Origin of the sequence: Deinococcus roseus (genome assembly GCF_014646895.1) — a bacterium.
Classification (GTDB): domain Bacteria; phylum Deinococcota; class Deinococci; order Deinococcales; family Deinococcaceae; genus Deinococcus_C; species Deinococcus_C roseus.
In genome coordinates this window covers 23,600-36,837 of sequence record NZ_BMOD01000012.1, presented here as the reverse complement: position 1 = coordinate 36,837, position 13,238 = coordinate 23,600, and the positions used below count along the sequence as shown (strand labels likewise).

Here is a 13,238-nt window from a genome sequence, read left to right as displayed (position 1 = left end):
ACAACATGAAATGGAACACAAACTTTGTCTGGGTGGTCCTTGGACTGCACCTTCTGGGCCTTGGTTTTCTGGTTGCCGGAGCATGGCAACATCCCCTGATGTGGGGCATGGGACTGGCAGTGTACGGGCTGGGCCTCAGGCACGCCTGGGACGCAGACCACATTGCCGTGATTGACAACAGCAGCCGAAAACTCTTGCAAGACAACAAAAACGCAAAAGCCGTGGGTTTTTATTTTGCGGTGGGACATGCCCTGGTGGTCTTCCTGATGAGCATCGGAGCGGCTTTGCTGGGCCAGCACCTGACCGGAGAGGAAAGCCCTCTGACCCGTGTGGGAGGCTGGGTGGCTCCGCTGGTGGGCGGTCTGTATCTGCTGCTGCTGGCCCTGGTCAACCTGCGGGCTTACCTGCAAACCCTGAAAGGTCGGCACACCCATGGAGGGCTGCTCAGCCGTCTGGTGCTGCCCCTCACGCGCATCACCCGTGAACCCTGGCACCTGTTGCCGGTGGGTTTCCTGATGGGTCTGGGCATGGAAACCGCTTCTGAAGTCACCTTGCTGGCTTTTTCAGGCTCTGCTGCCCAGCAAGGTGTGAACTGGACAGCCATCCTGGCTTTGCCCCTGCTTTTTGCTTCTGGAATGGTCCTGATGGACACCCTGGATGGCCTGCTGATGACCCGCGCTTACCAGCAAACCCTGCAGGGCAGCGACCATCGCCGCAGGTACAACCTGACCCTGACCCTGGTTTCGGGGGTGATTGCCCTGATCATCGGGGTGTGGACCGTGCTGGGCTGGATTTCCGGGCATGTGCATGCCCTGCCCCTGATTGACCGCATCGATGTGTCCAGCCTGGGCTTTGTGCTGGCTGCTTTTGGTCTGGGCAGCCTGATCCTGATGGCCCTGAGACCAGGAAGGCCCCTTTCCAGATGACAGCCCGCCTGATGGTTGCTGCGGCCCATTCGGGGGCAGGCAAGACCACCGTGAGCAGCCTGATCTGTGCAGGCCTGAAAGCACAGGGCCTGCAGGTGCAGCCGTTTAAACTCGGGCCAGATTACCTGGATCCCACCCACCTGAGCCACGCTGCAGGCATGAAAGCCCGCAACCTGGACAGTTACCTGCTGCCTCCCGAGCGCCTGCAAAGCCTGTTTCATCTGGGGTCCAGAAATGCAGATTTATGTGTACTGGAAGGGGTGATGGGCTTTTTTGATGGAAAAAGCCCTCTTTCAGATGAGCATTCCACTGCAGATCTGGCCCGACTTTTGAACTGTCCGGTGGTGCTGGTGCTGGACGCTGCTGGCACAGCAAGAACCATTGCAGCTGTGGCACAGGGTTTGATCCAGTTTGCAGAGGGGATTCAGGTGTGCGGGGTGATCCTCAACCAGGTGGGGTCTGCCCGGCATGCAGAACTCTGCGAAATGGCTTTAAATCAGGCGGGCATTCGCTGTTTTGGTTTTCTTTCAAAACAACCTGAACTTGCCCTGCCCAGCAGGCATCTGGGGTTGCTGGAGGCAGAGCAGCACCATGTGCCACTGAAAACCCTGATTCAGGCCTCTTCCACCCTGGATCTGCAGGGTTTGCTGGAGGTGGCAAAGTCTGCACCTGCACGTTCAGGAAATCCAGAACACCTTGAGCCTCTTGCCAAAGTCCGTCTGGGCATCGCGCAGGATGAGGCGTTCAGTTTTTATTACCAGGATGCGCTGGACCTCCTGCAGCAGCTGGGCGCTGAACTGCTGCCCTTTTCCCCCATCCGGGATGCCGGGGTGCCCGATTGTGACGGCCTGTTGATCGGAGGGGGATATCCGGAAGCCCACGCCGCAGAACTCAGCCAGAACAGCAGCATGAGAGAAAGCATCCGGGCCTTTGCTGCCTCTGGAAACCCCGTGGTCGCAGAGTGTGGGGGCCTGATGTACCTTTCAGAGCAACTGACCGATCAGGATGGAAAAGTCTTCGAGATGTGTGGGGTGGTGCCTTACCAGACCCACATGACCTCCAGGCTCACGCTGGGGTACCGGGAGGTGACTTTTCTGCAGGACACTCCTCTGGGAAGGGCAGGAACACAGGTCCGGGGCCATGAATTTCACCATTCCAGCCTGCAACACGTTGCTTTCCAGCCTGCATATCAGACCGAACAGGGGCCAGAAGGCTATGCCAGTGGGAACATATTGGCCAGTTATGTGCATCTGCATTACGCAGGCTTTCCAGTGCTGGCAGAGCATCTGGTGGGGGCGCTGGAAGGTGCTGGACATCACCCATGAGGCAGTTTTCTGCCAGACCTCAAAAGAGACCCGGAGGAACGCCTCCGGGTCTCTTTTTTGCCTCTGTTTTGTGCTGATTTTCAGTGCTGGGCCACTTTTTGCAGGAATTTCTCTTTGTTGTACTCGGCGTACTCCTGCACGGTGTAAGGGGTTTTTCCGGTCAGTTCCTGCACGTCAGGGGTTGTTGCAGCGGCCCAGCCTTGCGCCACCACCGAGAAGATGTAGGCCAGGTTGCGGGCATAATCTTCAGGAATGCCCCGCTGCACGGAGGTCTGCACGAATTCCTCGGGGGTGCTGGCTTCGTAGCGGATGGAGCGTCCGGCCACTTCAGAGAGCACCTGGACGGCCTCTGCATAGCTGAGGCCGTCGGGGCCAGTGAGCACAAAGGCACGGCGATCAAACTGGCCGCTGGTCAGGGCTGCAGCGGCAGAAAGGGCAATGTCGCGGGCATCAATGAAAGAGGTTTTGGCATCTGCAGCGGGCAAACGGACCAGTCCAGCAGCCACATCTGCTGCCCAGTAGCTGTGGAAGTTGTCAGAGAACCAGTTGGGCCTGAGGACCACGTAAGGCAGTCCAGATTGTTCCAGCAGCAATTCCAGACGGCGCAGGGGGATGTTGTCGTCTGCGTCCACACCGATGGCGGTTTGCAGCACGATCTTGATGCCTTTTTGCTGGGCAGCCTGCAGAACAGGAGCCAGCAGGTCGTAGGCTTGCAGCACGCCTCCGGGAGACACCGCGAACAGGCGGTCTACGCCTTCCAGGGCAGCTTCAAAGGTGCTGGGGTCCTGGAAATCCAGGTGAACTTTCTGCAGTCCAGGCTGGTCTGCAAGGTGTTCAGGGTGACGGCTGGCGGCTTTGACCTGTTCGCCCTGGTCCAGCAAAATCTGGGTCAGGACGTGTCCGACGGTTCCGGTGCTGCCGAGAATCAAAATCTGAGAAGTGTGTTGTGACTGGGTCATGGTTGCATCTCCTTTGTGCTATACATTCTATAGTGCATTTTTCAGACAGTCTATGCCAAAAAGTCCAGGTTTCTTTGCAGATCATCTTGCGGTGTTGCCCGGATTGCTTTAAAATCAGGGCATGACAGGCAACATGGATGTGCTTTCCGACTGGGTGAGGGTGCTGGAAACCCAGAGCACCCTGCTGGCCCGCAGCAGCATGAATCCAGGCTGGGGCATGCATGTTCCGGCCACCCAGCACATGGTGCTGCACCTGATGCAGGGCGGAAATTTCTGGCTCAGCAGGCCCGGACATGACCCGCTGGAAATCCTGGATGGCGAAATCCTGCTGCTGACCCACAGCACCTCCCACGGTCTCACCGACACCCAGGATGGTGAAACCATCTCGCTGGAAGACTTCATGCAAAAGTCACCTCCAGATCTGCAAAAACCCATCTCCACCCTGGTGTGTGGGCTTTTTCAGGCCGAGGTGAGGCTGGGCAAACATCTGGTGCAGGGCCTCCCCGAAACCATCCACCTGACAAAAGCAGAAATTGCCCGGAACCCCCAGTTGCAACTGACCCTGCAACTTCTGTGGCTGGAAATCCATGAGCTGGGGGCAGGCAGCGAACTGCTGATCACCCACCTGTTTGACACCCTGTTCCTGTATGTCTTGAGAGAAGTGATGCAGCGTTCCAGGCAACCCGGATGGCTGACCGCCACCCGCGACCCCCAGGTGTCCCGTGCCCTGCGCAGCATGCATGCCACACCCGAAACCCCCTGGACGGTGGAAAGCCTGGCCTCTGTGGCAGGTCTTTCCAGGGCAGCTTTCGCCAAACGTTTCTCAGATGCTGTGGGACAGGCTCCTCTGGCCTACCTCACCGACTGGCGCATGAATCTGGCCGCCAAAATGCTCTCCCGTGGCGACACCCCGGTGTACCAGGTGGCCACCCACGTGGGGTACACCTCGGAAGCAGCCTTCAGCAGGGCTTTCAAGAAACATTATGGTGCACCTCCTGCGTCTTTTCGCAGGGGTCCAGAATCCAGAGGACCTGTTTCCTCTGCTGCCGCAGCAGGCACCGACTGAGTTTGTTGCTGGAAACGCAGTCCATAACGGCTGCTGTCTTGGTCGCCTGTCTTCTGGGTTTGTCTTTGCCGTTGACAAACCTTTTTTCATGATCTAGTGTATTATTTAGCTAGTATACTAGATTTCAGATACACAACAGCCATCTTGGGGGGCCTTCTACCACAGCTCTGTCCATGCCCCATGCCTCAGGGAGAGCACCTGCATGAATCCATCCACAACGCATTTCAAAAACCTGGGCGGTCTGTCCGCCCTCATCAACGGAATTGCCTACATCATTGGTCTGGGACTGGCCCTGACCCTGCTTGCGCCCACCATGCAGGCCGATCCAGCCACCCAGGTGGCTTTCATGGCCCAGAACCAGACCTTGCTGGCCCTCTGGCACCTGTGCATTTACCTGATTGCAGGGGTCTTCATGGTGCCGCTCTCGCTGGCTTTCCATGAACGCCTGAAAGCTGGATCTGTGGCCCTGGTGCAAACCGCCACGGCTTTTGGACTCATCTGGGCCGTGACCATCATTGGCAGTGGCATGCTCAACATCAACGACCTGGGCGTGGTTTCCAGACTGCACAGCCAGAACCCGGAGCAGGCCGTCACGGTCTGGATGGCCCTTTCTGCCGTGGAGCGGGGTCTGGGCGGAGCCATCGAACTTCCAGGAGGCATCTGGACCCTGCTGGTCAGCCTGGCTGCCCTGCAAACCCGACAACTCCCCACCGCCCTGAACGTGCTGGGCATCCTGGTGGGCAGTGCTGGCATTCTGACCGTGCTCCCTGTCCTGAGCGACCTGGGATCTGTTTTTGGTCTGGGCATGGTGCTGTGGTTCCTCTGGGCCGGAATTGTGCTGATGGGCAAACCCAGCCGCAAAGCTGTGCTGGCCTGATCGATCCTGCACAACCAAAACCCGGACAGCACCATCAAACTGCTGTCCGGGTTGCTTCTGGTTTCTGTCTGGGGTTCTGCTCAGCCCAGCAAATCCACCCGGCCATCGTCCAGGTTGTAGCGGGCAGAAACGATCTTCAGTTTTCCAGATTCCAGTTTTTCGTGCAGGATGCTGCTTTCATGCATCAGCTGTTCGGCCACATGCAGGGTGTTTTTGCGCACCACCACATCCACCCGGTCTGGGGTGTCTTTGGACACTTCTTTTGCAACAGGCTCAATGGCGGCCACCAGCGTGTCGATGTGTCTGGGCACAGTGGCTCCGCTGTCCATGGCACCCAGGGTGGCACTGATTGCCCCGCAACGGGCATGACCCAGCACCATGATCAGCGGCACACCGAATTCCTCCACGGCAAATTCGATGCTGCCCACCGCATCGTCAGAAGCAATGTTCCCGGCCACCCGCACCACAAACAGATCTCCCAGGCCCTGATCAAACACAATTTCCGGGGCCACCCGTGAATCTGCGCAACCCAGAATGATGGCAAAAGGATGCTGTCCTTTGGCCACTTCAGAGATGCGGTCCGGGCGCTGGTTGGGGTGACGCAGCCTGCCACGGATGTACCTGGAGTTCCCATCCAGCAGGGCTTTCAGGGCAGTGTCGGGGGTGGGGGGTCGCTCGGTGGTGAAAGGGGCGGCCTGCGCTGTTTCGGGCAGACCAATGGTGGTGGCGGCAAGGGTGGTACCGAGGGCAAGGCGCAAAAAGCTCCGACGGGAACGTTGAACTTCAGGCATGCTGGTTCTCCTTCAGCACCATTGTACCCTCTGGGTGGAGGATGTTCGCCCTTCTACGGGTTTACCCTGCAGGCAAGCCAAAAAGACAGCACCCCCAAGGGTGCCGCCTGCAATCAAAACTCAAAACTTGACCAGAAACGCGGTGAAGTACATCACCATCACGCCCGTGGCAAATCCGGCGAAATTCGTCCAGTTGAGGGGGTGTTTTCCGGCTTTCTGCTCGTCTTTGCTGACCAGCAGACCCACCTCCCACACCACCTGCAGGATCGCTCCCACCCCGATGGCCAGGAACAATGTGGCCAGCACCGGGTTGAAGGCAAACCCACCAATCCAGGTGCCCAGCACAGCGGGGAACCCTGCAATGAAGACCAGCAGCATGAAGTGCTTCAGGCCAGGATTTTTCTTGAGGATGGGGGCAGCAATGCCCACCCCTTCGGTGATGTTGTGCAGCGTGAAACCGATCACCAGAAAGGTGCCCAGCGCGGCTTCTCCGGCAGCAAATGCAGCGCCAATGGCCAGTCCTTCCCCCAGGTTGTGCAGCCCGATGCCCATGGCAATGCGGTAACTGATCGAGAGGTTGGAGGGTCTTTCTCCTTCTTTTTTCTCGCGCCTGCCCAGCAAAAGCAGCGTGAACAGCACCAGCAAAGCAATCAGGATGGTGACGGGCAGTCCCTGAATGAAGGTGGGGAGTTCTGCAGCAAATTCGGTGGCATCCAGCCAGGTGCCAATCGCCAGGTAAACCAGCAGTCCCACGGTCAGGGAGAGGATGAAATTGACTGCACTTCTGGAGAGGCCCCGCATCCAGGGGTACCACAGCACCCCCAGAGCGATGGGCACAATGCCCACGTAAAGGCCAATCAGGGCGAAACGCCACAACAAATCCCCTGAGAAACGGGGGGTTTGCACAGCCACTGGAATTTCATGCTCGAAGACGGTCCCGGTGGAACTCATCAGGGCCACCAGGTGGGCTTCTTCTGCAACCCAGTGGTACGGAATCGTGAAAACGGCACTGCCAAAGCGGGGAATGGTGTTGGAGGGTTTTGCCGTGAAATTCCAGAAGGCATCATCGACCATCAGTTGTGGAATGGTGATGGCTTCAGGGCCGTCGTTGACCACAGTCAGCTGGATGGTGCCCGGATCGGGCAAAGTGACCCGTTGCACTGTGACGTGTTCCACGGGAGGGCCAGAAAGGGATCCCAGGCCGCCTCCGGTGGTGAGCAGGTAAGCCAGCAAGACCCCCAGCAGCACCAGGGGAATGATCAGGAAACCCCAGGCTCCGCCTTTCGGGGAAGTGTTTTCAAGGGTGGGTCCGCTGCTCATTTTGCGCCCCCTTTTGCTCCAGCTTTGCTTTTTCTGTCCCAGGCCATGTCCACGCCGCTCTGCTGCAGGGCATCCGCATAGTCTTCGGGTTTGACCACATTGAAATGGCCCATCCAGCCCAGTTCGGTGAATTCGCTGATGTGGGGGTGGAACATGTACTGACCGGGGTACCTGTAGGCAAATTCCAGAATGCCCCGCTGGCCCTGCACCTGGGAAATGGTGTCCACGGTCTTTAAGGTGGGGGTCAGGGTGGTGCCGTGGTCGTAATAATCGAACATGTTGGCGTGCAAGTGAAAGGAATTGATGAAATCAAATTCCAGAATGTTGATCAGGTAGACGCGCACCCGTTCACCCACCTGCAGCGGAATGGGGGTGTTGGCATAGGCGAAAGCCACGGTGTTCACGGCATAAACGTCGTTGGCATTGTCAAAATTGGTGTCGAAGGCATTCATCACCATGATGAGTTCTTTGGCGGGCGGTCTTCCCCCTCTGGGATCGATGATGAACGCCCCATACAGCCCCTTGTGGATGTGGCGCTTCAAGGGCAAAGCATGGCAGTGATAAAGGTGGCACCCAAAAGGCTCTGCGTCAAATTCGTAAGTGAAGGTGCCTCCTGGCTGAATTTCAGGGCCGTTCAGGATGGTGCCGTCCATCTCTGCCGGGTGGATGCCGTGAAAGTGGATGGTGTGGGGGTGGCTGCTGGTGTTCACGAACCTGATGCGCAGGCGGTCCCCTTCGGTGCAGCGGATGGTGGGTCCGGGCACCCGACCGTTGTAGGTCCAGGCGGCAAATTTCACTCCGGGGGCAATTTCAATTTCTCGGTCCTCGGCGTAGATGGTGTATTCCCTGAGCGTCTGGCCGGAAGGCAGGGTGCTGACCTTGCCGTAATCAAAATCAACGAGCATCTGCATGGGATCAAAGCCGTTGGCAACATGGTCCACGGTGCCCAGCATGTGGTTGTTGCCTGCAGGGTGTCCGGCATGGGAGGGGGCGTTTGCGGTCTGGTGTCCACTGTGGTTCTGGCTGTGGTTCTGGGCTTTCACCAGTGCACCCAGGCCCAGGAAACCCAGGGTGCCTGAGAGTCCTTTCAGCACATTGCGTCTGGAGAGAAGTTCTGGAAGAAGATGCTTCATGGAGTGGTGCTCCTTTGGGTGAACCTGGTGGGGGGGATGGGCAGGCCTTCGAGGTCCAGCAGGGGCCGTCCCAGCCGCTCGTAAAGCTGGTGTTCTAGTTTGTGGCTGATGTGGTGCTCCAGGGTTTCTGCTTCCTGATGGGCTTCTTCTGGTGAATACCCCAGCACCCGATGCAAATACAGCACCAGAAGCTGGTGGTGCCGCAAGAGGTCCCAGGCCAGTTGCAGTCCTGCAGGTGTGAGGCTGACCGGGCCATAGGGAAGCTGCTCGACCAGACCGCACTGTTTGAGTTTTTTCAGCATGCTGTTCACCGAGGCAGGGGCAAGGCAGAGGTGCTCGGCCAGTTTTCCTGTGGTGGAACGACCTCCCAGATGGTGGAGGTGTTTGAGGCAATCCTGACTGGAGGGACTCAGGTCCAGAAATCTCATAAACCAATTATTAGGCATACCTAAATTTTTTACAAGAGCCATATAAAAATTGTTCTGAGTGCACCACAACAAAATCTGACTTTTGCCGAAGATGAAGTTTTTGCAGGCCCAGAAAAGCACTGCCTTCTTCTCTTCCAGCCAGCACATCAAGGCAACCCTGCAAAGCCTTGCAAAACAACCCCACTTCTGGACAAACACATTGACAGCACACATTGTTAGGACTATAGTTAGCGCAAACATTGGTGAATGCTGCAGGGGTATCTTCCCACAACCTGCAGGTGCTCCCATCTGGAAAGGACCCACCATGCCCAGACAATCGCTGACTTGCCCGGTTGCACACCTCGAACTTGCAACTGGCCATGAACCCCCCCTTTCCAGCAGCACATCACAACGCGCCTTGCCTGAAGAGGAGGCAGCCGTGGTGCGTCTGGGCATGGTGGCTCCACTGGACCACCCCCTCAGCAGCGAAATTCTGCAAGGCATTCAGCAGGAGGTGGGCTCAGCCCTGTGCTGGTCGGTGGTGGCAGGCCAGCCCTGGCAAACCGCCCCTGGCCTCTCTGCAGTGCTGGGGGAGTCTCTGGATTTGCTGATCCTGCTGGACGGGGCTTTTCATCCCACCGAATATGCAGCCCTGGCTGCGCAGTACCCCACCCTCACCATCGGGCCCCATTCCCATTTCCGGGACAACCATGTGCAACTGGATGCGGTGGCCGCCTCTGAACTGGCCACCCGTCACCTGCTGGAGATGGGACACCAGCACATCGCTTTTGTGGGATCCTGCCAGCATGGACTGCTGGCATTGCACCAGAAAGGGTTCCTGGATGCCATTGGGAAAACAGCTGCTCCCCTGCTGCTGGCAGGAGATGGGAGTGAGAAATCAGGACATGACGCCGTGCTGGATTTGCTGGCTCGACAGATCCCCTTCACCGCCCTGATCACCAGCAATGCCCGCATGGCCAGCGGAGCCCGACTGGCCCTGTACCGCAGAGGCCTGCAGGTGCCCCATGACGTTTCCCTGCTGGCCCTGGAAGACACCTCCAGCACCCCCTGCATGATTCCTCCGCTCACCACCGTGCACTTTCCCGGAGAGCAACTCGGACAGCACATCGCCTGTGCCCTGCTGCTGAACCAGATCCAGCCTCCCCTGCCGCATGTTTTGCTTCCTGCCCTGCTGTTGCGGGAATCCACCACTTCACCCAGAACATCCTGAAAGGACCCCACATGCCACACCTGCACAACCCCATCCTCAAAGGCTTCAATCCTGACCCCAGCATCCTGCGGGTGGGAGAGGATTATTACATCGCCACTTCTACATTTGAATGGTTTCCCGGAGTGCAAATCCACCACTCCCGTGATCTGGTGAACTGGCGGCTGCTGACCCGCCCCCTGAATCGACTTTCCCAGCTGGACATGCGCGGAAACACCGACAGTGCAGGCATCTGGGCCCCCTGCCTGACCCATGATGGGGAAAAATTCTTTCTGATTTACACCGATGTCAAACACTGGAAACCCGACAGCCCTTTCAAGGACACCCACAATTATCTGGTGACTGCTGAAAACATTGAGGGTCCCTGGAGTGAACCCATCCACCTGAACAGCAGCGGTTTTGACCCCAGCCTCTTTCACGATGACGACGGCAAAAAGTGGCTGCTGAACATGCGCTGGGACCACCGTCAGGGCAACCATCCCTTTTCTGGCATTGTGCTGCAGGAATACGATGCAAAACGGCAAAAACTGGTGGGCGACATCCACACCATCTTTTACGGCACCTCCCTGCAAGTCACCGAAGGACCGCACATCTACAAAAAAGACGGCTGGTATTATTTGCTCACTGCAGAGGGCGGAACCACCTACGAACATGCCGTGACTTTTGCACGCTCCAGAAGCCTGTTCGGTCCTTACGAGGTGCATCCAGAGAACCCCCTGCTGACCAGCTTCGGGAAGCCTGAACTGGCCCTCCAGAAAGCGGGACACGGCTCACTGGTGGACACCCCCACCGGAGACTGGTATCTGGCCCACCTTGCAGGTAGACCGCTGGAAGGCCCGGAAGCCCCCAGCAGGCACTGCAATCTGGGACGGGAAACCTCCCTGCAACCCGTGCGCTGGGATGCAGATGGCTGGCCCAGGGTGCCGCATGGCAACCACCCTGAATTGACTGTGGAAGTCAACCTTCCTGCCCACCCCTGGCCTGCAGAACCTGTGCGGGATGAATTTGACACCGAAACCCTCAGCATCCACTGGCAATCCATGCGGGTGCCCATGGAGGAAAACTGGGTGAGCCTGCATGCACGCCCCGGACACCTGCGCCTGATCGGACGGGAATCTCCGGTGTCTGCCCACCAGCAAAGCCTGATCGGTCGCAGGTTGCAGGCCCACCATGCCCGTGCCCGCACCGTCCTGGAATTCCAGCCCCACAACTTTCAGCAGATGGCTGGACTGAGCGCTTACTACAACACCAGCAACTGGGTTTTCTTGCACCTCACCCACGATGACGTGCTGGGCAGGCACCTGCGTCTGGGCCAGTGCGAGAACGGCAAGTACAGCGAATGGACCGAAACCCTGCCCGTTCAGCAAGTTCCCATTCATCTGGGTGTGACCTTTCAGGGAGAGCACTTCGGGTTTGAGGTCAGCCTGAACGGACAGGACTGGCAGCCTTTTGGACCCCAGTACGACAGCTGGAAACTCTCTGATGAGCACTGCGGTGGGCTGTCCTTCACTGGAACTTTTGTGGCCCTCTCTGCCCACGACATGAGCGGGCAGGGATGCCCCGCAGATTTTGACCACTTTGAGTACCAGGAGTTTGATGGGGAAACAAACCTGCAGCAAACCCTGCTGGAAGTCGAAGCCTGATCCAATTTCAGTCAAGAATTTTGCGAAGAGATTCTTTCTGCTGCACGACATTTTTCACTTAGAATAACGTTATTCTAAATGCGTTTTGAGGGGCCAAAACAGGGTTTCATAGGACAGCATCCCCTGCAGTTCTTTGCCCTGCAAAGCCAACAGGACCAGATTTTTCTGCTGGTCCTGTTGGCTTTGAGATGGCTGAATCAGGCGTTCTGGTGCTCTCTGTACATCAATTCTGCAAAATCCACAGCATGGGCAGCCGCCAGAAAGTCCACCGTTCCGTGTTCCTGCACCTCTATGGCCGCTCGGGTGAAAGCGGCCAGCGCTGCTTTGGCCAGCCCTCCTCCCAGGCTGACCCGTTTGACCCCCACCTGCTGCAAATCCGCCACAGAATGCGGAAAGCCTTTGCTGCCTGCATTGACATTCACGGGTTTTTTGATGGCCTGACAGATGAGTTTGATCTCCTCCAGCGAACGCAGCCCTGGAGCGAACAGCACATCTGCCCCGGCCTGTTCATAGGCCTGCAGCCTGCGAATGGTGTCATCCAGATCCCGGACGCCATGCAAAAAGTTCTCTGCACGGGCCACAAAAGTGAAAGGAAAGGGCAGGGCACGGGCCGCTTCTGCTGCGGCAGCAACCCGCTCCACACTGAGTTGGAAATCATAAATCGGTTTTTCGGGACGGGTGGTGGCATCCTCAATGGACCCACCCACCATGCCCCCTTCCAGCGCAGACAGACGGAGGGTTTCTGCTGCATCTTCCGGGCGGTCACCATAACCGTTCTCCAGGTCTGCAGCCACAGGCAGATGGGTGGCATCCGCAACAGCACGGGCATTGAGAATGTTCTGTTCTCTGGAAAAACCGGCCGTGCAATCCTGAACCCCCAGGGTGTAGGCCAGCCCTGCACTGGTGGTGGAGAGGGCCTTGAACCCCAGAGCGGTCAGGATGCGGGCGGTTCCAGCATCCCAGGGGTTGGGCGTGACCAAAATGCCCGGAGCTTCATGGAGGGCTTTGAATTGCTGGCCTTTGAGGATCTGCTGCTGAATGAAAGCATCATGGGTCATGCTTCACTATAAGAAGCCGCGGTCAGGCCGCAAAGAACCAATGTGAGGCAAAAAGACTGGACCAATGCAACTGTTTTTCTCACAGGCTATGAGACACCCAGCGCAAACACCCCCTGTGGGGTGAAGTAAACCTCCAGAGCATGTTGAATGGCAGCACCACTGTCCTTGCGGAAAAATTGTCCCTGCAAAAAAGGGTTGTACCCGATCTGCACGGCTTCTGCAGGCACAGGCTGGTCTGCGATGCGATCTCCGACCACAAAGGCATGCACCTCTTTCTGGCCCCGACGCATCACCCGCTGTCGGGTGGTTTCGTTCACCTCGAAGGTGCAGTGCTGCAAGGTGAGGGTGCTGGCATAACCCACCACCCGGCCCTTTTCGCGCAGGCTGTACTGGCGTTTGTGCAGGTTTTTCGCCACCTTGACCATGGGGCCTCCAGTGCTTTCATGGTGGGCCAAAATGGGCAGATTTTCCATAGGGATTCCTGCGGTCTGCTGCAAACCAGGGA

Annotated in this window: 13 protein-coding genes; 6 read left to right on the top strand and 7 right to left on the bottom strand. The window is 57.7% G+C overall.

Annotated features, from left to right (window positions below; translation table 11 throughout):
* Positions 1–5: 5 nt before the first annotated feature.
* Positions 6–926 carry a HoxN/HupN/NixA family nickel/cobalt transporter gene (locus IEY52_RS15340; protein WP_189003858.1) on the top strand — a complete coding sequence of 307 codons (921 nt, stop codon included), beginning with the start codon at positions 6–8 and terminating at the stop codon, positions 924–926.
* Positions 923–2,251, top strand: a complete 1,329-nt coding sequence (locus IEY52_RS15335) for a cobyrinic acid a,c-diamide synthase CobB (protein ID WP_229684827.1) — start codon at positions 923–925, stop codon at positions 2,249–2,251. The genes IEY52_RS15340 and IEY52_RS15335 overlap by 4 nt, the downstream gene beginning before the upstream one ends.
* A gap of 80 nt (positions 2,252–2,331) precedes the next feature.
* Here IEY52_RS15335 and IEY52_RS15330 read toward each other — a convergent pair whose 3' ends face one another.
* Positions 2,332–3,210 (bottom strand): NAD(P)H-binding protein, encoded by an 879-nt coding sequence (locus IEY52_RS15330; RefSeq protein ID WP_189003856.1) that lies wholly within the window; start codon positions 3,208–3,210, stop codon positions 2,332–2,334.
* Positions 3,211–3,331: 121 nt separating this feature from the next.
* Between IEY52_RS15330 and IEY52_RS15325 the strand changes: the two genes are divergently transcribed.
* Positions 3,332–4,276 carry a helix-turn-helix transcriptional regulator gene (locus IEY52_RS15325; protein ID WP_189003854.1) on the top strand — a complete coding sequence of 315 codons (945 nt, stop codon included), beginning with the start codon at positions 3,332–3,334 and terminating at the stop codon, positions 4,274–4,276.
* 202 nt (positions 4,277–4,478) lie between these two features.
* Complete coding sequence (locus IEY52_RS15320) at positions 4,479–5,153, top strand: DUF4386 family protein (protein ID WP_189003852.1); 675 nt, start codon at positions 4,479–4,481, stop codon at positions 5,151–5,153.
* Positions 5,154–5,233: 80 nt separating this feature from the next.
* Here IEY52_RS15320 and IEY52_RS15315 read toward each other — a convergent pair whose 3' ends face one another.
* From IEY52_RS15315 to IEY52_RS15300, 4 genes are all read right to left on the bottom strand, one after another.
* Positions 5,234–5,944 carry a carbonic anhydrase gene (locus IEY52_RS15315; protein WP_189003850.1) on the bottom strand — a complete coding sequence of 237 codons (711 nt, stop codon included), beginning with the start codon at positions 5,942–5,944 and terminating at the stop codon, positions 5,234–5,236.
* A 120-nt stretch (positions 5,945–6,064) separates the two neighbouring features.
* Positions 6,065–7,264, bottom strand: a complete 1,200-nt coding sequence (locus tag IEY52_RS15310; protein ID WP_189003848.1) for a ZIP family metal transporter — start codon at positions 7,262–7,264, stop codon at positions 6,065–6,067.
* A complete protein-coding gene (locus IEY52_RS15305; protein WP_189003846.1) occupies positions 7,261–8,397 on the bottom strand; it encodes a multicopper oxidase domain-containing protein in 1,137 nt (378 codons plus the stop codon). Before IEY52_RS15305 ends, IEY52_RS15310 begins: the two co-directional genes overlap by 4 nt.
* Positions 8,394–8,825 (bottom strand): metal-dependent transcriptional regulator, encoded by a 432-nt coding sequence (locus tag IEY52_RS15300; protein WP_189003844.1) that lies wholly within the window; start codon positions 8,823–8,825, stop codon positions 8,394–8,396. The genes IEY52_RS15305 and IEY52_RS15300 overlap by 4 nt, the downstream gene beginning before the upstream one ends.
* A gap of 304 nt (positions 8,826–9,129) precedes the next feature.
* On the opposite strand from IEY52_RS15300, the gene IEY52_RS15295 reads away from it, so the two are divergent.
* Together IEY52_RS15295 and IEY52_RS15290 are read left to right on the top strand one after the other, a co-directional pair.
* Positions 9,130–10,035, top strand: coding sequence for a LacI family DNA-binding transcriptional regulator (locus IEY52_RS15295; protein WP_189003841.1), 906 nt, complete (start codon positions 9,130–9,132; stop codon positions 10,033–10,035).
* Between the two features lie 11 nt (positions 10,036–10,046).
* Positions 10,047–11,675: a glycoside hydrolase family 43 protein gene (locus IEY52_RS15290; protein ID WP_189003839.1), complete on the top strand. Its 1,629-nt coding sequence runs from the start codon at positions 10,047–10,049 to the stop codon at positions 11,673–11,675.
* A 197-nt stretch (positions 11,676–11,872) separates the two neighbouring features.
* Here the strand turns inward: IEY52_RS15290 and IEY52_RS15285 are convergent, their stop codons facing one another.
* Together IEY52_RS15285 and IEY52_RS15280 are read right to left on the bottom strand one after the other, a co-directional pair.
* Complete coding sequence (locus IEY52_RS15285) at positions 11,873–12,733, bottom strand: isocitrate lyase/PEP mutase family protein (RefSeq protein ID WP_229684826.1); 861 nt, start codon at positions 12,731–12,733, stop codon at positions 11,873–11,875.
* A gap of 86 nt (positions 12,734–12,819) precedes the next feature.
* A complete protein-coding gene (locus IEY52_RS15280; protein WP_189003837.1) occupies positions 12,820–13,206 on the bottom strand; it encodes a L5-gp82 domain-containing phage-derived protein in 387 nt (128 codons plus the stop codon).
* Positions 13,207–13,238: the final 32 nt, after the last annotated feature.

Coding starts and splice junctions, on each gene's coding strand:
- IEY52_RS15340 (WP_189003858.1), top strand. CDS start 6: ATGAAATGGAACACAAACTTTGTCTGGGTGGTCCTTGGACTGCACCTT.
- IEY52_RS15335 (WP_229684827.1), top strand. CDS start 923: ATGACAGCCCGCCTGATGGTTGCTGCGGCCCATTCGGGGGCAGGCAAG.
- IEY52_RS15330 (WP_189003856.1), bottom strand. CDS start 3,210: ATGACCCAGTCACAACACACTTCTCAGATTTTGATTCTCGGCAGCACC.
- IEY52_RS15325 (WP_189003854.1), top strand. CDS start 3,332: ATGACAGGCAACATGGATGTGCTTTCCGACTGGGTGAGGGTGCTGGAA.
- IEY52_RS15320 (WP_189003852.1), top strand. CDS start 4,479: ATGAATCCATCCACAACGCATTTCAAAAACCTGGGCGGTCTGTCCGCC.
- IEY52_RS15315 (WP_189003850.1), bottom strand. CDS start 5,944: ATGCCTGAAGTTCAACGTTCCCGTCGGAGCTTTTTGCGCCTTGCCCTC.
- IEY52_RS15310 (WP_189003848.1), bottom strand. CDS start 7,264: ATGAGCAGCGGACCCACCCTTGAAAACACTTCCCCGAAAGGCGGAGCC.
- IEY52_RS15305 (WP_189003846.1), bottom strand. CDS start 8,397: ATGAAGCATCTTCTTCCAGAACTTCTCTCCAGACGCAATGTGCTGAAA.
- IEY52_RS15300 (WP_189003844.1), bottom strand. CDS start 8,825: ATGAGATTTCTGGACCTGAGTCCCTCCAGTCAGGATTGCCTCAAACAC.
- IEY52_RS15295 (WP_189003841.1), top strand. CDS start 9,130: ATGCCCAGACAATCGCTGACTTGCCCGGTTGCACACCTCGAACTTGCA.
- IEY52_RS15290 (WP_189003839.1), top strand. CDS start 10,047: ATGCCACACCTGCACAACCCCATCCTCAAAGGCTTCAATCCTGACCCC.
- IEY52_RS15285 (WP_229684826.1), bottom strand. CDS start 12,733: ATGACCCATGATGCTTTCATTCAGCAGCAGATCCTCAAAGGCCAGCAA.
- IEY52_RS15280 (WP_189003837.1), bottom strand. CDS start 13,206: ATGGAAAATCTGCCCATTTTGGCCCACCATGAAAGCACTGGAGGCCCC.